Raw genomic sequence first — 21,842 nt, forward strand, 5'->3', positions numbered from 1 at the left:
CCGGTGCTTCCGCCATCAGCGGCTCGCGCCCGAGGACGGCCGTCCAGCCGAAAGCATTCGACAGCGCGTTCCAGATGAAGGCCCCGACGTGAGCCGGTGGCAAGCGCAGCGCAGTGCGGTCGTCGAGCATCGGATAACGCAACAACTGGAAACGGATCGGCCACTCGCCGCGGTCGCGCGCCCGGAGCGAGACGGCAGCGGCAAGACCGGCACCGGCACTCTCGCCCATCATGGCGATCCGTTTCCGATCGACGCCGAGCTCGGCCGCGGCCTGATGCAGCCAGCCGAGCGTCGCGTATGCATCGTCAAGTCCGGCGGGGAAAGGATGCTCGGGCGCCAGGCGATAGTCGACCGAAACGATGAGCGCACCCAGTTCCGCAGACAGTTGCTGCAGTTCGGGAATGGCCACCTCAGGCTTGCCGACGACCAGTCCGCCACCATGGAGATGCAGGATCGCCGGTTTGTCCGTGCGTTCCGGCGCCGGATCGAGAACGACGATCCTCAGTTTGGAGTTCCCCTCATCGCCCACGATGAAGCGGTCCTGCGGTTGCACGGCCGGCGGCGACAGCGCCGGCGGGAACGGGGCGCCGCGAACCATCTGGAGATTGTCCATGCCGAGGTCGAGCGGCGGGATCTGTTCAAGGATCGGGCGCAGTTCAGGATCGACCAGATCGATGGCCGTGATGGCAGGCGGTCGTTGCAACTCTGACGACGCGGTTTCAGCGGTGAGCAAGGCGGTGGACAGCGACATGGCGGCAAATTCCCTGACATTGAGAGGCATGCGGGTCTCCTGACGGAAATGGTGACGTCTCCGACGGCCGCCAGGACTTGAGGTTCGGAATCGGCAGCGAACTCCGGTCCAAGGCGCGGAACGTGAAAAACATCTGGTTCATGCGGAGAAGGTAGATTATCCCTCTTGGCGGGATAATTCTCTAGATTTGGAATTAGAATCCATGACCGTAGATAATAGGATGATTGCCGCTTCGACCGTGGAGCGCCTTCCTCCGGTCGAGGCCGTGGTCATTTTCACCCGCGTTGCGGAAATGGGCAGCTTCACCGCCGCGGCGCGCTCGATGGGCATCCCTCTGGCGACCGTCAGCAAGCGCGTGGCCGAACTGGAGGGGCATCTCGGTGTCAGGCTGATCGCGCGAACGACACGACGTTCGTCTCTTACCGAGCCCGGCAAGCGCTTCCTTGTCCACGGGCGTTTGATCGTCGATGCCCTGCAGCGGGCGACGGACGAAGCCGCCCAAGCGGCCGCAGAACCTTCCGGCAGGCTCCGGCTGTCGATGTCGTCGGTGCTGGTCGAGGCGGGTCTCGGCAAGGTCGTGGCGCGTTTCGCCGCGGCGAACCCGAAACTGCACTGCGAGATCGACGTCTCGGACCGCCATGCCGATCTCGTTGCCGAAGGCTATGACCTCGCCGTGCGCGTCGGCAAGCTCAAGGACTCGTCCCTGATCGGCCGCAAGATCGGCCGCACCGAGGCGTCTATGTTTGCGGCACCTGCGCTGGTTGCCGCGCATGGCCTGCCGTCGCTCCCCTCCGATCTCAAGGCCTATCCGCTGATCGGCGAGCAGATCGTACCGGGCGAAAGCCAGGTCTGGACACTCCACCATGCAACGCAGTACCCGGTGAAGGTGGAGTTCAGGCCGCGCATGTGCGCCAACAGCGTCCGGGCCATATCCGAGGCCATCGAGGCCGGGATCGGCATCGGCCGCCTACCGACCGTCATCGGCCGCAGAATGGTTGCCGAGGGGACCGCCATTGAGATATTGCCTGGCTGGGCCGGGCCCGGGCTGGATATTTCGCTGATCTACCCTGCGAGCCGCGGCATGCTGCCCGGTGTCCGCCTGCTGATCGATACGCTGAGCCGCGAGGCTGGGGTGTTCTTGTAGGGAATCTCGAGATCAAAGTGTGGCGTGGCGCCGTCCCAATTGCGCCAAAGGTCCCGTGCCCGAGAAACCAAAATGTACCTGTCATAACTGACACGGTTGCGATGGTCGTGCCGTCGAACAGTATTGCGATTGGTTAGCCAGGCTCACCAGTACGGATCGAAATCGGCGGCTTATCGTTCCAGTCCTTCCCGCCTACCTTTTGCGTCGATACCGCAACGCAAGACGGAGGAGAACAGGGCAAGGCCCGCTGATTTTCGGCGCTCCAAACGGCAGTGCCTCCCCCAATTCAACAGACGCGGACAGGACGCGCGCTTGCCGCGCCTTCCACCCGGCGTCGAACAGCCGGAGCAATGACGGCGTTTGCGACGGCTGGACGTCCGCACAGCCCTCTATCGAGGAGAGAAACATGCTTGATCGCATTCAATCGCAATTCGCGGCCGCGGGTGCGGCGGTTTTCCTGGGCCTTTCGCCGGAGGTCGCCTTCGCCCAATCCCTGGAGGAGCGTCGCGAACGCGGCGCTGCCGTCATCCGGACGCTCAACAATGGCGTGACGCAGCCCAACCTGGAACGGATGCGGCAGGAGTTTCCTTTCCTTGCCGATGCGACCGAGGCCTATGCCCTCGGCGACGTCTGGTCTCGCCCGGGACTCGACAACAGGACGCGGCAACTGGCGGCGGTCGCCGCCTTCGCCGCGATGGGACTGACCGACCTGATGAAGGTCCATGCCGGATACGCGCTCAACGTCGACGTTTCCGAGGATGAGCTCAAGGAAGTCATCTACATGGTGACCGTTCCAGCCGGATTTCCGCGGGCCATTGCTGCGTCGCAATCGCTGTCACAGCTCTTTGCCGAACGGGCCGATGCGGGCAAGGACAAGCCTGCGGGAGAGCAGCCATGAACAATCTCCCCAAACTTGCCGCCGCCACCCTTATTGCCGGTCTGGCGTCCCTCGATGCGCCGATCTCCCGTCAAGCCGTCGCGGAGGACGCCGTGAGCAGCGAAGCACAGAGCAAGCAAGCAGATCATCCCTATGTCGGCATGTGGGTCACTGAGGACGGGCGGATCCGGCAGGAACTGCTGCCGAACGGTCGCTACGACGAGGCGCGCGGAAACCGAAAGAGCGCCTATCAGGGGCGCTACGAAGTGACCGGCAACCAGATCGACTACTGGGACGACACCGGCTTCACGGCCGATGGCGCGTTCATCGACGGCGTGCTGCATCACGGCGGCATGGTGTTTTACCGCGAAAGGTGACGACGGAAGGGAGAACACGAAGGTTGCAGCAGCCAGGATCGCCCGATCCCTTGATCTAAAGGTGGCTGCCATGTGTCTCCCGCCGCGGCAATACAATAGACAAGGACCAAACCCATGAAGTTCAACATGTTCGCCCTGGCAGCATCCTGGATGCTGGCGACGGGGACCGCCTTTGCGCAACAGGAGACACCGCCCGCCTGCCCAGCAGCCGGGCCGGACGGGCCGGCGGAACTGCATAGAAGCTGGATCCTCGAAGGCTGGGAGCGCGCACCCGAGGATCCGGCATTCAAGTTCGCCGACAAGCTCGGACGCTACTACGACCTCGATGGCGAGGGCGTGTTCTACGACGATCTGGCGCCGAACTTCCGGACGCCGCGCCGCGCGGCTGACTACGGGGCCATGTGGGAAGGCCCGTTCAACAACATGCGCGCGGCGATACACGCCGTCTCCGACGGACCAGATGCGATCGTCGGCGAGCGCGCTGCGTCGACAACGCTCGAATTCGTCGCACGGCTCGAAACGAATGATGGCACAGTGACGGCGATCGTTGATCGTTCTCAACTCGGTTGGGAGTGTGACGGTTGCCGTTGGGTAATCCGCCATGAACACAACTCTGCACGGACCGTCAGCGAAGGCGAGATTGCGCCGTTTCTGGCGCGGGAGGCTGGGACGAAGTGAAGGAGCTGCCGGGCTCTTGCAATCGCAACAAGCCTCTGGAGGCGATTACAGCCGCGGCAGAACTTGGCGGTGACATTGTTTGATGCCATGAAGGTTGTCGATCGGCAGGCAAAGATTGCATCTTCATTCTGCCCAATCATGCCGACACCGGTAATCTGAGTTGTCCAATGGCCGTCGATCTCAATGCCATCTCCGTCTTCATGGCCGTCGCCGAGGCGCGGAGTTTTCGCGCGGCTGCCGAGCACCTGGGCGTTACCCGATCAGCAGTAAGCCAATCGCTGCGGCGGCTGGAGGATCGGCTCGGCGTGGCACTCGTGCAGCGGACGACACGCAGCGTCAGCCTCACGGAGGCTGGCGCGCAACTTTACCTGCGCGTGGCTCCGGCCCTCGCAGAGGTCGGCATGGCGCTGGACGCCACGGCAGACCGGGACATGGCGCCAACCGGGCTGTTGCGGCTGGCGGTGTCCTCGATCGCCGAAAGGTTCATCTCAGGAGCACTGCTCGCAAGCTTTGCCGAAACCTACCCCACGATCCAGATCGATGTGACCGTCACGGACGAGGAGTTCGACATCGTGGCCCAAGGCTATGATGCCGGGGTGCGGCTTGGCGAGGTCATCGAGCAGGACATGATCGCAGTGCCGGTATCGGCCGAGCAACGCCAGACGGCGGTTGCGGCGCCATCCTATATCGAACGCTTCGGCAGGCCTTTGCTGCCGGCGGACCTCGCCCAGCACCGCTGCATCGGCTGGCGCCCGTCGCCCCAGATCGCGCCCTATCGCTGGGAATTCGGCAAGGATGGCCGCGAGTTCGACGTGGCGGTGAACCCGCAGATCACCACCAACGACATGTCGCTGATGATCCGGACCGCCTGCGCCGGGGGCGGCATAACCTTTGGCATGGAGGAAACCTTCAAGCCCTATGTTTCCTCGGGGCAACTGGTGCCGCTTCTCGAAGACTACTTCCCGCCATTCGCGGGCTTTTATCTCTACTTCCCCAATCGACGGAACCTGGCGCCGAAGCTGCGCGCGCTGATCGAGCACGTTCGGTGGCGGCCATAGCGGTGAGCACGGCGATAGGCCGCTGAAAGGCGCTCTGCCTTCGACGCGATATGCCTAGGCGACGATCTCGCGCACGAAGTCGAGAAAGACCCGCAATTTGGCGGGCATCAACTCCGAGCGGCGATAATAGGCATGAAGCGGGAAGGTTTCCTCCGCCCAGTCCGGCAGGATCTGGATCAGATCGCCGCCTGCCAATTCGTCCCTGACATAGAGTTCGAGCAGCTGCGCGATGCCGGCGCCGCTGCGGCAGGCGGCAATCAGCGAGCCCGTGTCATTGACCGTGACCCGGCCGCTCGCAGCAAACGGTACGGCTTCGCCCCGGCGCTGAAACTCCCAGGCAAAGGGACGCCCGGTTGCCGGATCGCGGATGAGGACGCACTGGTGTCCATGAAAGAGATCGGCTGGCACTTGCGGTTTGCCATATCTCTCAAGGTATTGCGTCGACGCGCAGGTGAACACGCGCGTTTCCAGCAACAGCTCCGCATGTAACGAATGGGCGCCAGGTTCGCCGAAGCGTATGGCGACATCCGTCCCCTCGCCGACAAAATCGCCGATCGAGTCGCGCACGAAGATTTCGATCGAGAGTTCCGGATAGCGCTCGAGAAAGTCATTAATCCTCGGGGCGAGTACAAAATGCCCGAAGGTTCCATCGACATTGACCCGCAGCTTGCCGCGCACCTGCGTTTTGGTGCCGCCCGCCATGATTGCCGCCTCCTCGATCGCTGAAAGGAGGGGCGCGACGCGTTCATAAAAGTGCCGTCCCTCGTCCGTCAGCGAGATTGCCCGGGCGCTTCGATTGAAGATCCGTATGCCGACGCGCTCCTCAAGACGCGCGACCGCGCGGCTGACCGCCGGCTGGGTCAGCCCCATCGCCTCACCGGCCCGGGCAAAGCTGCCGGCTTCGACGACCGCAGTCAGCACACCGATCCCACTGAGCAGGCGCGCATCGAATGTCATGACTCATACTCTCAGTCATTGTTGGTCTGAGAACTATGAATTTTTTCTCCTCTCACGCCAAGCGTATCCTCCTCGCATCGATAGATCGGCACGCTTGAAAGGCTTGGCAAATGAGCAACAGCAACAAGGTCGCACTGGTAACCGGAGCGTCGCGAGGCATTGGCGCGGAAATCGCCAAGGGTCTCGCCCGAGACGGCTTCAAGATTGTCGTGAACTATGCGGGGCGTACCGAGGCGGCCAAGGTGGTCGCGGACCAGATCATCGGCAGCGGCGGTGACGCATGCGTTGTCCAGGCGGATGTCAGCGACGCCGGCGCGGTTGCGGCAATGTTCGACATGGCCACGCAAGCCTTCGGCGGCGTGGACGTCGTCGTCAACAGCGCCGGCATCATGAAGCTTGCGCCGATTGCCGACATCACAGACGACGTCGTGAACGAAACCATCGCGATAAACCTGAAGGGCACGTTCAACGTCTGCCGTGAGGCGGCGAGATGGCTGCGCAACGACGGCCGCATCATCAACGTCTCGTCGAGCGTGATTGGAATGCGACTGCCGACCTATGGCATCTACATCGCCACCAAGGCGGCGGTCGAAGGTCTTACCCAGGTCCTTGCCCAGGAGATGCGCGGACGCGGCATTCGCGTGAATGCGATCGCCCCCGGGCCGGTTGCAACCGAGCTGTTTCTGAGCGGCAAGAGCCAGGAATTGCTGGACCGGATGGCCAAGATGAACCCCCTCGAACGGCTCGGCGAACCGGAAGATATCGCCCGTGTCGTCTCTTTCCTCGCCGGACCGGAAGGCGCGTGGGTCAACGGCCAGGTCATCCGGGCAAATGGCGGCATGTGCTGACCCGCACGCCTCTTCTCACAACCTAGGCTCATTCAAGGAAGGAATGTCTGATGACGCAGGAAACGACTCATGCAGAGACCCATGGTGCTGCCGGATCCGGGAGCAGCACCGGGCTTTATCTGATCTTCACCGTCACCGCAGCCTTCGTTGCAGCGATGGCCTCCGGCCTCAGCCTGGTGCTCGCGATCGCCCCCTGGGCCATGTTCATGGGATGGATCGCCTATTTTACGCGCAAGCCGTCGCCGGCTGAGGGGTTGCGGACCTATGTGTGCGTCGTGATCGGACTTTCGCTCGGCGCGATCTCGACCCTGGCGGTCGCGCTGCTGGCCCCGATGCTCGGCGCACTGGCGCTGCCAGCGGTCGTCTTCGTGATCGGATCCGTCGTCATCGTCACGCGAGGCTTGCCCTGGCTGAACAACCTCCTCGGTTACTTCATCGGGCTGGTCACTTTCTTTGCAGCGCACCTCGAGCCGACGCTGGCAACCATCAGCGAACTCGCCGGCGCGACCGGCCTCGGTTCTCTTGCCGGATGGGTCGCGCAGATCATCGAAAGCCGCACCCGTCGGGCGGTGCGGGCGTGAGCCACGCATTCGTTGCTCCGAATCAGCGGTAGGCTGACAGCACAACTGCGGAGCATGCCTCGCGCGCCATCACGATTGCGTGCTGCCCTCATGCTCAAACCTGCGTCGTGGCGACCGGCACGGCGCAGGTTCAAGCCATTTTCGAGCTGTCCGTTTACCGGAATAGGCGAGAGACACGGCGCAAATGCGCCGAATGCTACGTGGCGCTCAACAGAGGCGCACTAAACCGTGAGGGTGAAGGGCACCCGCGTAACATAGGGTTTATCGGACAAGCAGGACGGGTATCCATAGATAGCGGAGCCCGGATTTTCGGGTGGGTGGATGCGCCGCTTTTGCATCCCTAATCTCCGGAGAATTCATGTCCGCTCCTCATCCGCAGAACGACTTGCCGCTCATGTTTCCGGTTCTCGCGCCGCTCTACGGCAAGGTTCAGGACCTTGCCTACACGATGTTGCGGGTCACGACGGGTGGTGTCATGAGCTGGTTCGGGTTGGGAAAAGCTCTTCAACGGTGACATGCCCCGTGACATCGAGCTTTTCCAGAGCCTGGGCCTCGAGCCGGCCGTGCCGCTCGCCTATATGACCAGCGCCCTGGAGCTTTTCGGCGGTGTCGCAATTGCGCTCGGGCTTTTGACCCGCCCCTCGCCTTCATGCTCTTCGTCCAAATGATCGTCATTCTGGTTCTGGTGATGATCCCGCGTGGTACCGGCTTTCAGCTTTCGACAGTGTGGTTCGGCGTCTTCGCCTATCTCAGCGCTCATGGCAGCGGACGTTGGTCGCTGGACCGGCTGATTGGCCGGCAGGTCTGAGCATTCCGAGACAGATCAGGTGAGCCCGGGGGTTTGCCTTGACCACGCTTGAATGCGCCGGCTGCGCGGTAGCGCGGCGGGCTATCCGACGGTTCGTTTCCGATCGGCTGATTAAAGACCGATAACCTCGGTGTCGGCCGAGCCCCTGGCCATCGGTGTTTTCCTCGCGATCGCGGACCTTGCTACCGAAAGCGAGAGCGCCGTGAGACCGGTTTCAGACACGAGGCCTGAGTCGGCGCGAACGAGGACATGCGAGGCGGGAACCGGACCTTGACGGCAAGCGCCGAGGTGCCCGCCGTCGCAGCCTGGCGAAGAATGCGCCCGAACGGGCCTAACCTTCTGCGCTCGATAGCCCATTTTTTCGCGCGCGAAGTCATCCGGTGGTTGCCCGCCTATCGGAGGATGCATAAGCTCCCCGCCGCGCGGCATCGCCGCAGGCCGTTTCACGGCATCCTGGAGTCTAGAAATCTACCATGACAGTCGCCATCCCTGCCGTGACACGCCCGAAGACGCATCTTGCCGTCCTGGTCGTTCTCGGGGTCACCCATCTCCTCAACGACCTCATGCAGTCGCTGATCCCGGCCGCCTATCCGATCCTGAAGGACGCCTATGCGCTCGACTTCGTGCAGATCGGCATGATCACCATGACCTTCCAGATTGCCGGGTCTCTGCTGCAGCCGGCGATCGGCATGGTCACGGACAAGCACCCCGCCCCCTATTCGCCGGTCGTCGGGATGATGTTCACGCTGTCGGGCCTGGTCAGCCTCGCCCTTGCCGACAGCTATGCCATGATCCTGGTCTCGGTCGCGCTGATCGGCATCGGCTCGTCCATCTTCCATCCCGAAGCCACGCGCATGGCGCGCTATGCGGCCGGCGGCCGGCAGGGCTTGGCGCAGGGACTGTTTCAGGTCGGCGGCCAGGCAGGCGGCGCGCTCGGCCCGGTCTTTGCCGCGGTGATCATTGTCCCCTGGGGACAGCCGAGCCTTGCCTGGTTCGCCGCGCTGGCCTTGCTGGCCATGATGCTTCTCGCCTGGATTGGCAGCAAGCAGCGCGAGATCAGCGCTGCATTCATGGCGCTGCGGGCGGAGAGCAAAAAGGCCGGCAGCGTCCGTCACGCGCCGGCAACGATCGCCGTCGCTCTGGTGGTCCTGACGCTGCTGATGTTCACCAAGAACGCCTATGGTGAAAGTTTCCGTTCGTTCTACACCTTCTACCTCATGGAAAGGTTCGGCCTTTCCATTCCTTCCGCACAGATGATGTTGTTCATCTTCCTGCTCGCCTCGGCCGCGGGCGCACTGATCGGCGGCATTATCGGCGATCGCATCGGGCGCTACCGGATCATCTGGATCTCGGTTCTGGGGCCGCTTCCCCTGACGCTGATCCTGCCCCACGTCGATCTGTTCTGGACCGGCGTGCTGACGGTGATGATCAACCTGATCATGGCAAGCGCCTTCGCATCGATCCTGATCTACGCCATCGAACTGCTACCGAACCGCATCGGACTGATCGGCGGGCTGTTCTACGGACTGAACTTCGGCTTGGGTGGCATCGCGGCGGCGCTTCTCGGCATATTGGCCGACCGCTACGGCGTCGAAACGGTCTATTATATCTGCTCGTTCCTTCCGCTTGCGGGGCTTCTCGCGTGGTTCCTCCCGAAGATCGAAGAGGGGCGCCATTGAGGGATACATTTTCGGCTTCCCGGCGGAGCAGGCAGGAGCGGCACGCGCCCGATCGAGGAATGACGCGACGCATTTCATAATCACCCCGCGCTGGCGGCAGCGCTCCTATGAGAGGATAGCGACATGCATGAACTTGCAATTCTTGCCTCCATCCTGGGCGTCTTCCTGCTTGGGGCCATGAGCCCCGGCCCGAGCTTCATCGTCGTGTCGCGGATCGCGATCGCGCGGTCGCGCGCCGATGGATTGATGGCAGCGGTCGGCATGGGCATTGGCGGCTTTTTCTTCGCCTGTATCGCGGTCGCCGGCCTGACGGCGATCCTTCTTCAGGTCGAATGGCTCAACATCCTCCTGAGGCTCGCCGGCGGCGCCTATCTCGTCTGGATCGGCATAAGTATCTGGCGGGCAGCACCGCAGAAGATTACGATTGCCGAGACGCCCGCCGACCAGCCGAGCACGCTCTGGAAATCCCTGCTACGAGGGCTCTTCGTTCAGATCTCCAACCCGAAGACGGCGATCTTCTACGCCTCGATGTTCGCCGCGCTGCTGCCGTCGCCGGCGCCCACCTGGATGCTTCTCGCCCTGCCCCCGCTGCTCTTCATCAACGAGTTCCTGTGGTACGCGATCGTCGCCCTCGGCTTTTCCTCCCATGGGCCGCGGGTCGTCTATCTGCGCTCAAAGACCTGGATCGACCGCGCCGCTGGCGCGGTGGTGGGCGCACTTGGGCTGAAGCTGATGACGGATAGCGCACGAACGATCGCCTGACGGCGATTGTTCGCAGCTTCGCGTTATCCGAGCGGCCGGTCGGTGCTGGTTGCCGCCGGTGCCAGTGGGATTGCGGCTGCATAGCCTCGCGGCGCCAGGCGCGCGGTGAGCGCGGCTGCGATGAGAATAGAACCGAGATGCCACTTCCAGCCGGCGGCAAAGCTTCCGGTCAGGTCGTGGAGTGCGGACACGATCATCGGCGGTGTCGCCGCCAGCAGAAAACCACCACCCTGCATCACGGCCGATAGCGCAGTTGCCTGTGCGGGGTCGGCCAGATGATCGAGCGCGACCACCATCGACAGGGCGAAACAGCCGCCGAGCCCGGCGCCGGTCAGCGCGACGAACGCAAACGGTGCGGCATGCGGCGCGAAGGCAAAGCCCGCAAAGCCTGCGAACTGGCATCCAAGCGTGAACCACAGCCACGGCCGCCGGTCCATCCCGTTGCGGCAGGCCAAGACCGGCAGGATGAGCGCGGCCGCCGCCTGGAAGACCGCCATGACCGCCAGCAGGCTGCCGCTCGCCGAAGCGCCCCAGCCTAGCTGCTGGTAGTGTGGAGCGAGCCAGACCACCACCGAAGTATAGCCGCCATTGACCAGGCCGAAGAACACCATGAGCAGCCAGGCCCGCGGCTTCGTGAGCAAGTTTCGGACGAGGTTGCCTTCCGGCTTTTGCGGGCCGTCGCTGGGAAGCGCGACCCAGGCAACAGCGACGGCGACAAAGCCGAGCGCTGCCAGCGAACCCAGTCCGATGCGCCAGCTGCCGGTCAAGTCCGCGATGACAGGAGACGCCTGCGCTCCCAAGGCGCCGCCGCCCAGCAGCATCGCCGAGTAGAGGCCGGCGATCGGGCCCGCCTGATCCGGAAACTGCCGTTTGATGATGCCGGGAAAGACAGCCTGAACGACCGCGACACCCGCCCCGATCACAGCAGCGGTGGCGATCATCATCCAGCCGCTGGAAACGAAGAGACGCATGATCGTCCCGAGGCCGATGGTGGCGAGCGCAGACAGGATCACCGGGCGTGTGCCGGCGATCCGCTGCAGACCCGGGCCAAGGAAGGCAACGCAGCCCATCAGCACCATTGGCACGAATGTCAGCATTGCCAGTCCATAGGGACCGAGGCCGGTACCGGAGCGAACACTCTCTGCCAAAGGCCCGACACTTGCGATAAACGGGCGAAGATTGAGACCGACGGCCGCCACAGCGACCAAAAAGACCCAACGCAACCCGCCCTGGCTCTGCATATGTTTTCCTGTCGTCGAATTGTTGCCCGATACGGGAAATCCCGTAGCAGGCCTTACCTTTGCGGACCTCCGGAAGGAGCACCCGATCTCCGAGGCTGAGTGCCCTCTCAGGCTAGCCGCGCGTAATGCTCAAAGCCCACCGCCTTCAAGGCTGGCGTCTGGTGGACGTAGCCGGGCGGACGGATCGGGCTGCGCAGTTCCCGCGCGCCGAGGGTTCGGCTGCGACGTTGATCGGGATGCACGATCGGCACTGCGGACAACAGTTGCTGTGTGTAGGGATGCGCCGGCGAACCGAGCACGGCGTCGCGCGGTCCGATCTCGATGATTTCGCCCAGATACATGACCGCGATGCGGTCGCTGACACGCTCGACCACGGCCATGTCGTGCGAAATGAACAGGACGGAAATCCCGAACTCCTCCTGGATCTCCGCGAGCAGATGGAGGATCTGCCCCTGGATCGAGACGTCGAGCGCCGAGACCGGCTCGTCGGCGATGATCACCTTCGGATTGAGCGCCAGAGCACGGGCAATGCAGATGCGTTGCCGCTGGCCGCCGGAGAACTGATGCGGATAGAGGCTCGCCTGCGCCCGGGTGAGCCCGACGCGTTCGAGCAGGCTGTAGACCCTGTCGCGGATCTGCGACGGGCTGCCGACGCGATGGATGCGCAGCGGCTCGGCGACGATCTGCTCCACCGACATGCGGGGATTGAGCGATGCGTAGGGATCCTGGAACACCATCTGGATGCGCTTGCGCATCTCGATCATTTCGGTTGCCCCGACGCCTTCCAGGTTACGGCCCTGAAGCAGGACTTCGCCTTCATTCGGCTGGATGAGCCGCATGATGCTCTTGCCGGTCGTCGATTTTCCGCAGCCGCTTTCGCCGACCAGCGACAGCGTTTCCTTCTCGCGCAGATCGAAGGACACGCCTTCGACCGCATGGACATTCGCGACGATACGCTGGAACATGCCTTGACGCACGGCAAAGCGGGTGACGAGGTTTCGGACACTGAGGACGACGTTCGGATCGGCCTTGTCCTGCGCTGCCGGCATATCGAGAACGACTTCGGCCTGGGCCGAGCCCTCCTGCCGGGCCTGAAGCTTTGGCGCGGCATCGAGCAGACGACGCGTATATTCGTGCTTCGGCGCATCGAAGATTTGGTGGATTTCGCCGCTCTCGACCACCTCGCCCCGCAGCATGACGACCACCTTGTCGGCGATCTCGGCCACGACGCCCATGTCATGGGTGATCAACAGGATGGCCATGCCGGTCTCGCGTTGAATGACCTTCAGCAGCTCCAGGATCTCGGCCTGCACCGTGACGTCCAGTGCCGTTGTCGGCTCGTCGGCGATCAACAGGTCCGGCTTGCAGAGGATGGCCATTGCGATCATGACGCGCTGGCGCATCCCGCCCGACAATTCGTGCGGATACTGTTTCAGCCGGCGCTCGGGTTCGGGGATACGCACCTGTTGCAAGGCATTCAGCAGGATCCCGTCGGCCTCCGCCCGGCCGATCTTGCGATGCTTCACGACGACCTCGGACAATTGCTGGCCGATGGTCAACACCGGATTGAGCGAGGTCATCGGCTCCTGGAAAATCATCGCAATCCGGTCGCCCCTCAAGCCTTGCATCCGGGTCTCGTCGAGGGTGAGGAGATCGGTCGAACCGCCTGATTTCTCGCTGAGAAAGACGCTTCCGCCGACGATCTCCGCACCCATATATTCGACGAGCCGCATGACGGATTTGGCCGTGACCGATTTTCCCGATCCGGACTCACCGACGATCGCGACGACCTCGCCGCGGCCGATGGCGAGATCGATGCCCTTGACGGCAAGCACGCCGTCCGGTGTTCCGCGGAACTTCACCGCGAGATCGGAAATCCTGAGCAGGTCTTCAGTCACGTTCGCCTCCAGATCGACGCTTTATTTCCAGGTCAGCAAGCAGCGTAGGCGCGGATCTCCACCGCGCAGTCGCGGCGCGCCGCATGCCCTGTCACGACGGAAAGTGCCGGGACGCCTTCCGGATCGATCCATTCGTTCCACAGTTCGCAAAACGCTGGGTACTCGCTGATGTCGAACAGCCAGACCTGCACCATCAGGATCTGCTTGCGCGACGAGCCGACGCTTCGGAAATACTCCTCGATGGCGTTGAGGATCTGCAGCGACTGATCCCTGAGGTCGCCGGTCTTGTCCGGTGCGGTAAGGCATACTGAGGCGAGCGTGTCCGACGCCTTGCCGAGGCAGATGCGCGGCTGATGGCCGGCGCCATCCTTCTTGCCGAGTTCTCTGAGTTCCATGGGGTTCTCCTTCGCAAGCAATCAGGCGCGATAGGCGATGACGACCGCCTCGACGAGAACGTCCGAACGGTAAAGCTCGCCGCTGACGCAGGTGCGCGCCGGCGGGTGTGCCGGGTCGGCCCATTCGTTCCAGACGGAGTTCATGGCGCCGAAGTAGCGCATGTCCTTCAGCCAGATGTGCACGACGAAGATCGACTTGTGGTTCGAGCCGGCCGCCTCGAGCAGGCGATCGACGCTGCGCAGAACCTCGCGCGTCTGCTCCTTGATGTCGCCGCTGGTGTCGTTGGCGTGCACGCCTGACAGGAAGACCATGTCGTTGTGAACCACAGCCATGCTCTTGAGCGCGCCGTCCGCCATCGAGGTTTCGATACGTTCAACCAATGGAATAATCCTTCTTTTCTTAGTGTTCCGAACCGTCAAGCGCGGTTCAGGCGGGGATCGAGGTGGGTTCTGAGCACATCACCCAGGAGGTTGATGGCGAGAACGGTGACGAAGATGCAGAGGCCCGGAAACAGAGCCATCCACCAGGAGGTGCTGATGTAGGCGCGCGCATCCGACAGCATGCCGCCCCAGGTCGGGGTCGATGCCGGTACGCCGAGGCCGAGGAAGCTGAGGCTCGATTCCGCGATGATTGCGGTGGCCATTGCAAAGGTCGCGACGATCAGGGCCGACTGGATGAGGTTCGGCAGGATATGCGTGCGCAGGATGCGACTGTCGCTGGCGCCGAGCGATCGCGCAGCGGAGACGAATTCCCGTTCGCGCAGGGTCAGCGCTTCTGCCCGGGCAAGGCGGCAATAGGGGATCCAGCGCTGCGACGCGAGCGCAACGATGAGAATGCCAAGGCCCTGGCCGAGAAAGGCGACGATCGAGATCGCAAGCAGGAGCGGCGGAAATGCCCAGACGACTTCCAGAAACTTCTGGATGAGCGAATCCACCCGTCCGCCGTAATAGCCGGAGACGACACCGAGCGTGACCCCGACCACGCCGGAGAAGAGAACCACGGCAACGGCGATCAGCAGAGAGACGCGCGAGCCGTAGATGATGCGGCTCATCATGTCGCGCCCGACGTGATCGGTGCCCAGGAAATGGGGGCCGGTCAGTTGCGGCGGCGTCATCGCGAGCATCAGGTCCTGGCGGTTCGGGTCGAACGGCGCAAGCAGCGGCGCGAAGGCGGCAGCCAGCAGCAGGAGAGCGATGACGACGAGGCTGAAGGCGCCTTTCGGCGATTTCAATGCCTGCAGGAGCTGTCGAGTTTTGGAGGAGCGAGCCATCCTAGTCACCCCAGACGGATGCGCGGATCGACGACGGTATAGATCATGTCGATCGCGAGGTTGATGAGAACGAACAGCGTCGTGTAGACGAGCACCAGGCCGGTGATCAGCGGGAAGTCGCGGAACGAGATCCCCTGCAGCAGCAGGTAGCCGATGCCGGGCCAGGCAAAGACGGTTTCGACGATGATGGCGCCGCTGATGAGCGTGCCGAATTCGAGGCCGATGATGGTGATGACGGCAATGAGCGCATTGCGGAAAGCGTGACGCCAGAGCACGACGCGTCCGCTCATGCCCTTGGCGCGGGCGGTCATGACGTAGTCTTCCTGCAGGTTCTCCAGCACCGAGGCGCGTGTGATCTGCATGATGATGCCGGTCATGTTGGTGCCGAGCACGATGACAGGGAGGGTCAGGTGGCGAAGCGCGTCCCAGAGCGCATCCCAGCGGCCGGCAATGATGGCGTCGATCGTCAAAAATCCGGTGACCCGTTCGACGTTTAAGCCCCAGGTTTCGCGGCCGCCTGAGGGCAGCAGATTGAAGGTTCCGGCAAAGAGCAGGATCAACAGGATACCGAGCCAGAAGTTCGGCAGGCTGATACCGAAGAATCCGCCGATCGAGCCGATCGTGTCGACAAGGGAATTGGGCCGGCTGGCCGCCCAGACGCCGAGCGGAAGACCGATGGCGACGGCCAACAATGTTGAATAGATGGCGAGTTCCAGGCTTGCCGGCAGGCGTGCCAGGATCAGATCCATGACCGGTTCGCGGTAGCGGAAGGATTGCCCAAAGTCTCCCATCACCGCGTTCTTCACGAAGGTCAGGTACTGGATATAGATCGGCTGATCGAGACCCCAGGCCGAGCGGATCGCCAGCCTGACCTCCTCGGTCGCCTCGTCGCTTACCAGCATGTCGACCGGATCGCCCGGGGCGAGCTGGACCAATGCGAAAATCAGAAGCGAGACCATGAACAGCACCGGAACGGTGCCGGCCACGCGTCTCAGCGTGTAGCCAAGCATGGGAAACCCTTGGAACTCTTGAGGGAATAGGCGCCGGGGCGCGCTTGCGAGCGTCCCCGGCGTGAAGGGATGGCCGCGGCTATCTCAGGTGGATTTCCCAGCCGTTGACCCGGTCAGCCTTGCTCGGCTTGTAGTCGACGCCCTTGGCGACACCCCAGGCGAGCTTGTGCAGCCACAGGAAGCAGGCCGGCGCGTCTTCGGTGATGGCCGCCATCGCCTTGGAGAGCATGGCCACCCGTTTGGTCGGGTCGAACTCCTGGCGCTCGGCCTGAAGCAAGGCATCGACCTCCGGGTTGGAGTACTTCAACCGCGGCGAAGCGTCGGTCTCGAAATATTGCGCGAGCGCCGGCGACGGATCGAGCATGTTGCCGCGGCCCATATAGTAGAATGGCGTTTCGCCGCGCTGGACATTGGTCCAAAGCGTTGCCCATTCGGGTGACTGCAACGTCGCCTTGAAGCCTACCTGTTCGAGCATCGGAACGATTGCTTCGGTGATCTGGCGATCGGCGGTGTAGCGACCGACCGGGGTGTAGAGATCGACGGCAGTGCCGACGGCACCGGCCTCCTCGAGCAGCTTCTTTGCCTTTTCCGGATCGAAGTTCATCGGCGACGCGTAATCGGGATCGAAGCCGAGCTGGCCGTCGCCGACCGGGCCGTTGAGCAGCGTCACCTGATTGCCGAGGATGGCGCGGGCAATGCCCTCGCGGTTGATCGCATGGCAAACCGCCTGGCGTACCTTCGGGTTGTCCCAGGGCGCGGTCTTCGGGCTCATCGCGATGAACATCGCTTCGGCGGAGTCGACCATCTCGGCCGTCGCGTTCGGCAATTGCTGCACGCGGTTGACGAGCTGCGGCGGAATGCTCTGCGCGATCTGCACTTCGCCATTGGCAAGTGCGGTCACGCGCTGCTCCGGCTCGACCATCATGCGGTAGATGATGCGCTTCGGATTGGTCGGCTGGATCATCGGGTGGCCGTCCACCCGTTCGATGACGATGTGGCTGCCGATACCGACTTCGACCAGCTTGTAAGGTCCGGCGCCAACGGGATGCTCGCGGTCGGCCGCCTTGGCGCCGTACTCGTCGTAGATCTTCTTGGACGTGATCTGCATCGTCGCCAGATAGTTCGGCAACGTCGCCATCTTCTGGGTCGTCTTGATGCGCAGCCGGCGCTCGTCAAGCGCCTCGGCCGAAGCGATGTACTGCACCGAGGCTTGCGACATGCTCTCGGGATCGTTGCGCGACCGCTCGATCGAATGGATCACGTCCGCTGCCACCACGGGATCGCCGTTGTGGCGCTTCCAGTCGGAGCGCAGCGTCAGGATCCAGTTGAGATCGTCCTCGGGCTCCAGGCTCTCGGCGAGGAACGGAACGAACTTTCCGGCCTTGAAATCCCAGGTCGTGAGGCAGCCGTAAACCTGGCACCAGATCGAGCCGATGAGGACCACCGAGTCGGCGTATGGATTGTTGCCGGTAATTCCCTCGGTGATCGCAACGGTGATCTGATCCGGCTGTTGCGCCTGTACCTGTTGAGCAAGCCCTCCAGCCATGACGGCAGTTGCGCCGCTCAGCAGCAGAATTCTCTTGATTGCCTTGAACACAGTCCCCTCCCCATCTCCGCCCCCTTAGCGGTGGGCGGTCTTCATTTTTTTGCTTCCTGCCATGCAAAAAGCGTCTCCTCTATTTTTGTAAGTATGCTATTACTTACTTGGTTGTCAATTGTCTCGATGGCCATTTGCGATAGAAAGATCCTGCCGCGGTTGGCACGACAAAAGGTGGATGCAGAATGCGTGACGCAGACAACAGTGATCACCAGCCCGGCGAAACAGGCGGCCCGCGCTCGCGCAATGCACAGGCGACGCGCAAATCCATCCTCGATGCGGGGATTGCGGAGTTTTGCGAGCATGGGCTGAGTGGCGCGAGCACGGCGCGCATCGTCGAGCGCGCCGGTTGCAACATCCGGATGCTCTATCATTATTTTCAGAGTAAGGAGCTGCTCTACAAGGCGGCCCTGCAGGAGGTTTACAACGACCTGCGCAGCCAGGAAGCCGGGCTGAACATCCTGGATCGTCCGCCGGTCGAAGCGATCGAGGCGCTTACGGCGTTTACCTACGACTACATGGCAGCGACGCCGACATTCATCAAAATGGTGCTGGCGGAAAACCTGCTGCAAGGGGAGTTTATCCGCGCGATCGAAAGCATCCCGCGCTCCTCCAGGCCGTTGATCGAGACCATCCAGACGCTTCTGGACCGCGGCGAAGCCGCCGGTGTGATCCAGCCGGGAATCAATGCCATGCAGCTCTACATCTCAATTGTGGCGTTGAGCTTCATCCACATTTCCAGCCGCTACACGCTCTCCGTCACCTTCGGCGTCGACCTTTCATCCGAGGCGATCGTTACCGAACGAAGACAGCATGTCGTCGACCTGATCGGAACCTATGTGAAGGCGCAGCCAAGCCGATCGGCCGGGTGAGACGTTTCGGCTCAGGGCGCGCCCCTCACATCTATCGCTCGGTACGCGTGACGATAAACCAGTCCGCGACGAGCACGGACGTGGCGATCGAGCCCCAAATGGTGGCCACGTAGAGTTCGTCGAAGGAGATCGAGGGAACAAATTGCATGAGGCCGATGCCTGCGAGCAGATAGACCCTCAACAGGACGGCGGCAAAGGTCAGGGCGTAGTTGCGTATCATCCAGACGCGGTGATCGCGGAAGCGGCCTTGCCGGGCGGCGCGGCAGGCCTGCCAGCCCGAAAAAAGCCAGCAGATGACCAGCAGGCCGAAGCCCACCTGCGCATGAAAGCCCGCCGTCGTCATTACCGTAGCCGAAATGGCGGCACAGCTAGCGGCAAGGACGCAGAGCAGATAGAGCCTGCCCAGCTGGCGATGGGCCTTCGGCCAGCGGTTGCGTATCGCCGGCAGGAACTGAAACGGGCCGATCAAGAGGGCGATGCCGCTCGGCAGGGCGTGCAAGAACAGCCACGGCAGATGCGAGGCAAACAGCTGGTTCAGCGGAATCCGGCTGTCCTGCGGCGAGAATGTCAAATAGGGCGGCACGGCGTAGAGGCCGATGGCGATCGCCGAGATCGCGATGAAACTCCATCCGATGTGGCGGTTCACGGGACGAGCGTGATCCTGGTCTGACGTTCTGACAGTGGACATGGGTTACCTGAACATTGAGTTGTGACCGTGCTTCGGAAGCATCTTGGCATTGCCGGTCATTCGAATGAAATTGTCTGATTTCCTCCAGCTGCTAGTGTGTTTTTTATGAGCACGTTCGTTTCCTGGGACCACCAGCGCGCCTTTCTGGCCGTCATCGAAGAAGGCAGCCTGTCGAGCGCGGCGCGACGGCTTGGCGTCTCGCAACCGACCGTCCGTGGCTGGATCGCCGCGCTCGAGGAGGCGCTGGACACCAAGCTCTTCAGTCGTTCGGTCACTGGCCTGACGCCCACCGAAAGTGCGCGGGCTTTGATCGAGCCTGCGCGCGCGATGTCGCTGGCGTCCGATTCTTTCGTCCGGGCCGCCACCGGCGCACCGGGCGAAATTGCCGGCACGGTGCGCCTCAGCGTTTCCGAAACCATGGCGGTGGAGGTGATCCCGCCGATGCTTGCCTCGCTGCGGCGGGCACACCCTGCCCTGTCCATCGAGCTTTACGTTAGCAACAAGCCGGCAGATCTTCTGGCCCAGGAGGTCGATATTGCCGTCAGAACATTCGCGCCGACACAGGATGCCCTGATCGCCCGCAAGGTCGGTTCCATCCCGCTCGGCTTCTTCGCCGGCGCCGACTACATCGCGCGCCGGGGACGGCCGGGCTCCTTGGCCGATCTCGCCAGTCACGACGTCCTTGGGCCGGATCGCTCCCTCGTCGACATGAAGATCGGCAAGAGCGCCGCGCCGGAACTACCCCCGATGCGTTATGCGATGCGGACGGATTGCCATCCCGCGCGCATTGCCGCGACACGGGCCGGCCTCGGCATCACGATCATGCAGGTTCCGATCGGAGAGAGGGACCCAGGACTTCAGCGTCTCCTCCCGGAGATCGTGGTGACGTCGCTGGATACCTGGATCGTCGCCCACGAGGATCTCAGATCGGTGGCAAGGATTGCTGCCGTGTTCGATCACCTGGTCGCAGCCTTTGCCGATTTCATCAAAGGGGATGGCAAATCTACGCATAGCGCAAAGTGAGGTCGTTGGCGTCTACCGCAACCCTGCCGGCGGCCAGCACGAGGGCGCGGCCGCCGGCGGCTAAAGTCCGATCACCGGGTGGGTCGCCGCAACAGGTTGATCGTGTTGAGCGCGGTGATGATGGCGAGCGGGAACTGGGCAATCCCCGTCAATTCAAAGAGAAAATCGTCCGGCCACCGGTAGACCGGCTCGGGAAACAGGAACCGTGCTGCATCCGTTCCAAAGCCGAAATAGGCGACGTTCTTGATCACATGGTTCCAGCCTCCCTCGTAGATACCGATCATCGCGACCGGGAAGGCGAGCACGACAACTGCCGCCAGCCATATCGCGACACGTCCGGCCATCGTCCCGCTCCTTGACCGGCCGACGTACAGCGCGGCTGTGATGATGATCGCCGCAGGCACGGCCAAATGGACGATGTGGAGGCGCCACGGTGTTTGGTAGATATAGGCGCCATAGGCGTGGTGCAGGCTCGTCAGAGCGAGCAGGAGAAGCGCGCAGGCACCGGCTTTTCGAAAAGGCGAAGAGTGAGGCGACGTTGCGGAAAGTTCAACCATGGCTGATCCTCGATGTTGACTAGACGACAAGCGGCTAGCACGATCCGGAACACGGTGTTCGAAAGTTGCGAAACAGACGGACACCTCCTGTACCGAATTGGACTGGAGCGCGCGCTCGTCTGGAAAAAAAGGAGAGCAAACTTGGCGATCGATCGACGCGTGGCCCGAACGCGCACGGCGCTTTATGAAGCGCTTCTCGCCTTGATACGCCGCAAGCACTACGAGTTGATCACTGTCGAAGACATCCTGACCGAGGCGAACATCGGACGATCGACGTTCTATGCGCACTTCACGTCGAAAGACGACCTTTTGAAACGCAGTCTGGAGCGTCTTCGCGATCTGCTGGTGACTGCAAAGGACAAGGCGATCTCGTCGGCACGCCATGAAGAAGCATGGGATCCCAGCCGCGCCTTGTTCGAGCATGTCGCCGAACACGCCGACATCCAGGTCGCGCTTGCCGGCGGACGCGGAGGCGGCATCGTGCGCGATGCGGTCGATGATGTGCTTGCGGACGTCCTCCGCCAGTCGCTTCCTGGCACGATGCATGCCGCTCTTCCCCGCGACCTCGTGATCCGCCACATGGTCTCCACGTTCAACGCCGTTCTGCGCTGGTGGCTGGAAGAGCGACCGGAAATGCCTCCCCGCGAAGTCGACGCTGCGTTCCGAAAATTGCTGCTTGATGGCTTGCCGTCGGAGACGTGCCGACCCTTCATCATGACGCCGTGATCGGCAGCCTGCGCGGCAACCGGACTTTGCTCCGGGTGTCGAAG

The 21,842-nt window shown here is 62.8% G+C and carries 26 protein-coding genes; 15 read left to right on the forward strand and 11 right to left on the reverse strand.

Features of this window, described 5'->3' with window-relative positions; genetic code table 11:
- Positions 1-781 (reverse strand): alpha/beta hydrolase (locus L981_RS10745; protein WP_052201729.1); only part of this gene is annotated, 781 nt, incomplete at its 3' end.
- A 172-nt stretch (positions 782-953) separates the two neighbouring features.
- Between L981_RS10745 and L981_RS10750 the strand changes: the two genes are divergently transcribed.
- The 5 genes from L981_RS10750 (at position 954) to L981_RS10770 (ending at position 4,885) form a co-directional block, all read left to right on the forward strand.
- Positions 954-1,895 (forward strand): LysR family transcriptional regulator, encoded by a 942-nt coding sequence (locus tag L981_RS10750; RefSeq protein WP_082005976.1) that lies wholly within the window; start codon positions 954-956, stop codon positions 1,893-1,895.
- A 406-nt stretch (positions 1,896-2,301) separates the two neighbouring features.
- Positions 2,302-2,793, forward strand: a complete 492-nt coding sequence (locus tag L981_RS10755; protein WP_082005977.1) for a carboxymuconolactone decarboxylase family protein — start codon at positions 2,302-2,304, stop codon at positions 2,791-2,793.
- On the forward strand, positions 2,790-3,149 hold the full coding sequence (locus L981_RS10760; RefSeq protein WP_043615108.1) for an Atu4866 domain-containing protein: 360 nt from the start codon (positions 2,790-2,792) through the stop codon (positions 3,147-3,149). The genes L981_RS10755 and L981_RS10760 overlap by 4 nt, the downstream gene beginning before the upstream one ends.
- Positions 3,150-3,263: 114 nt before the next feature.
- Complete coding sequence (locus L981_RS10765; protein ID WP_052201730.1) at positions 3,264-3,827, forward strand: hypothetical protein; 564 nt, start codon at positions 3,264-3,266, stop codon at positions 3,825-3,827.
- Positions 3,828-3,994: 167 nt separating this feature from the next.
- Entirely contained in the window at positions 3,995-4,885 is an 891-nt protein-coding gene (locus L981_RS10770) for a LysR family transcriptional regulator (RefSeq protein ID WP_043615111.1), read from the forward strand.
- Positions 4,886-4,939: 54 nt separating this feature from the next.
- Here L981_RS10770 and L981_RS10775 read toward each other — a convergent pair whose 3' ends face one another.
- Positions 4,940-5,842: a LysR family transcriptional regulator gene (locus L981_RS10775; protein WP_043615114.1), complete on the reverse strand. Its 903-nt coding sequence runs from the start codon at positions 5,840-5,842 to the stop codon at positions 4,940-4,942.
- A gap of 110 nt (positions 5,843-5,952) precedes the next feature.
- On the opposite strand from L981_RS10775, the gene L981_RS10780 reads away from it, so the two are divergent.
- From L981_RS10780 to L981_RS10795, 7 genes are all read left to right on the forward strand, one after another.
- Positions 5,953-6,690, forward strand: a complete 738-nt coding sequence (locus L981_RS10780; RefSeq protein ID WP_043615117.1) for an SDR family oxidoreductase — start codon at positions 5,953-5,955, stop codon at positions 6,688-6,690.
- Positions 6,691-6,740: 50 nt separating this feature from the next.
- Complete coding sequence (locus L981_RS10785; protein ID WP_043615120.1) at positions 6,741-7,271, forward strand: DUF1097 domain-containing protein; 531 nt, start codon at positions 6,741-6,743, stop codon at positions 7,269-7,271.
- Positions 7,272-7,629: 358 nt separating this feature from the next.
- Positions 7,630-7,785, forward strand: coding sequence for a hypothetical protein (locus L981_RS34475; RefSeq protein ID WP_156134046.1), 156 nt, complete (start codon positions 7,630-7,632; stop codon positions 7,783-7,785).
- A 1-nt stretch (position 7,786) separates the two neighbouring features.
- Positions 7,787-7,939 carry a DoxX family protein gene (locus L981_RS36005; protein ID WP_082005978.1) on the forward strand — a complete coding sequence of 51 codons (153 nt, stop codon included), beginning with the start codon at positions 7,787-7,789 and terminating at the stop codon, positions 7,937-7,939.
- Positions 7,921-8,079: a hypothetical protein gene (locus L981_RS34480; protein ID WP_197067119.1), complete on the forward strand. Its 159-nt coding sequence runs from the start codon at positions 7,921-7,923 to the stop codon at positions 8,077-8,079. Before L981_RS36005 ends, L981_RS34480 begins: the two co-directional genes overlap by 19 nt.
- 473 nt (positions 8,080-8,552) lie before the next feature.
- A complete protein-coding gene (locus L981_RS10790; RefSeq protein ID WP_156134048.1) occupies positions 8,553-9,758 on the forward strand; it encodes an MFS transporter in 1,206 nt (401 codons plus the stop codon).
- A gap of 123 nt (positions 9,759-9,881) precedes the next feature.
- Positions 9,882-10,520: a LysE family translocator gene (locus tag L981_RS10795; RefSeq protein WP_043615122.1), complete on the forward strand. Its 639-nt coding sequence runs from the start codon at positions 9,882-9,884 to the stop codon at positions 10,518-10,520.
- 23 nt (positions 10,521-10,543) lie between these two features.
- Here the strand turns inward: L981_RS10795 and L981_RS10800 are convergent, their stop codons facing one another.
- The 7 genes from L981_RS10800 to L981_RS10830 all read right to left on the reverse strand — a co-directional run bounded on the left by L981_RS10800 (position 10,544) and on the right by L981_RS10830 (position 17,932).
- Positions 10,544-11,761 carry an MFS transporter gene (locus tag L981_RS10800; RefSeq protein WP_043615125.1) on the reverse strand — a complete coding sequence of 406 codons (1,218 nt, stop codon included), beginning with the start codon at positions 11,759-11,761 and terminating at the stop codon, positions 10,544-10,546.
- A 107-nt stretch (positions 11,762-11,868) separates the two neighbouring features.
- Positions 11,869-13,659, reverse strand: coding sequence for an ABC transporter ATP-binding protein (locus tag L981_RS10805; RefSeq protein WP_043615128.1), 1,791 nt, complete (start codon positions 13,657-13,659; stop codon positions 11,869-11,871).
- A 32-nt stretch (positions 13,660-13,691) separates the two neighbouring features.
- Positions 13,692-14,054: a Rid family hydrolase gene (locus tag L981_RS10810; RefSeq protein ID WP_043615130.1), complete on the reverse strand. Its 363-nt coding sequence runs from the start codon at positions 14,052-14,054 to the stop codon at positions 13,692-13,694.
- 21 nt (positions 14,055-14,075) lie between these two features.
- Positions 14,076-14,435, reverse strand: coding sequence for a RidA family protein (locus tag L981_RS10815; RefSeq protein WP_052201732.1), 360 nt, complete (start codon positions 14,433-14,435; stop codon positions 14,076-14,078).
- A gap of 35 nt (positions 14,436-14,470) precedes the next feature.
- Positions 14,471-15,325, reverse strand: a complete 855-nt coding sequence (locus tag L981_RS10820) for an ABC transporter permease (protein ID WP_052201733.1) — start codon at positions 15,323-15,325, stop codon at positions 14,471-14,473.
- Positions 15,326-15,330: 5 nt separating this feature from the next.
- Positions 15,331-16,335: an ABC transporter permease gene (locus L981_RS10825; protein ID WP_043615136.1), complete on the reverse strand. Its 1,005-nt coding sequence runs from the start codon at positions 16,333-16,335 to the stop codon at positions 15,331-15,333.
- Positions 16,336-16,414: 79 nt separating this feature from the next.
- Positions 16,415-17,932, reverse strand: coding sequence for an ABC transporter substrate-binding protein (locus L981_RS10830; RefSeq protein WP_197067118.1), 1,518 nt, complete (start codon positions 17,930-17,932; stop codon positions 16,415-16,417).
- Between the two features lie 185 nt (positions 17,933-18,117).
- On the opposite strand from L981_RS10830, the gene L981_RS10835 reads away from it, so the two are divergent.
- Entirely contained in the window at positions 18,118-18,804 is a 687-nt protein-coding gene (locus L981_RS10835) for a TetR family transcriptional regulator (RefSeq protein ID WP_052201734.1), read from the forward strand.
- Between the two features lie 31 nt (positions 18,805-18,835).
- Here L981_RS10835 and L981_RS10840 read toward each other — a convergent pair whose 3' ends face one another.
- On the reverse strand, positions 18,836-19,450 hold the full coding sequence (locus tag L981_RS10840; protein WP_052201735.1) for a DUF2306 domain-containing protein: 615 nt from the start codon (positions 19,448-19,450) through the stop codon (positions 18,836-18,838).
- 147 nt (positions 19,451-19,597) lie between these two features.
- Between L981_RS10840 and L981_RS10845 the strand changes: the two genes are divergently transcribed.
- On the forward strand, positions 19,598-20,515 hold the full coding sequence (locus L981_RS10845; protein WP_043615138.1) for a LysR family transcriptional regulator: 918 nt from the start codon (positions 19,598-19,600) through the stop codon (positions 20,513-20,515).
- A gap of 71 nt (positions 20,516-20,586) precedes the next feature.
- On the opposite strand, the gene L981_RS10850 is transcribed toward L981_RS10845, so the two are convergent.
- A complete protein-coding gene (locus tag L981_RS10850; RefSeq protein WP_043615141.1) occupies positions 20,587-21,072 on the reverse strand; it encodes a hypothetical protein in 486 nt (161 codons plus the stop codon).
- Positions 21,073-21,084: 12 nt separating this feature from the next.
- Here L981_RS10850 and L981_RS33275 point away from each other — a divergent pair, with 12 nt between their 5' ends.
- The gene (locus L981_RS33275) at positions 21,085-21,798 is read left to right on the forward strand and encodes a TetR/AcrR family transcriptional regulator (RefSeq protein ID WP_082005980.1); all 714 of its coding nucleotides are present in this window, start codon (positions 21,085-21,087) and stop codon (positions 21,796-21,798) included.
- The last annotated feature ends 44 nt before the right edge of the window (positions 21,799-21,842 follow it).

Source organism: Ensifer sp. ZNC0028 (assembly GCF_000799055.1).
In the GTDB taxonomy this organism is placed as follows: Bacteria; Pseudomonadota; Alphaproteobacteria; order Rhizobiales; family Rhizobiaceae; genus Ensifer.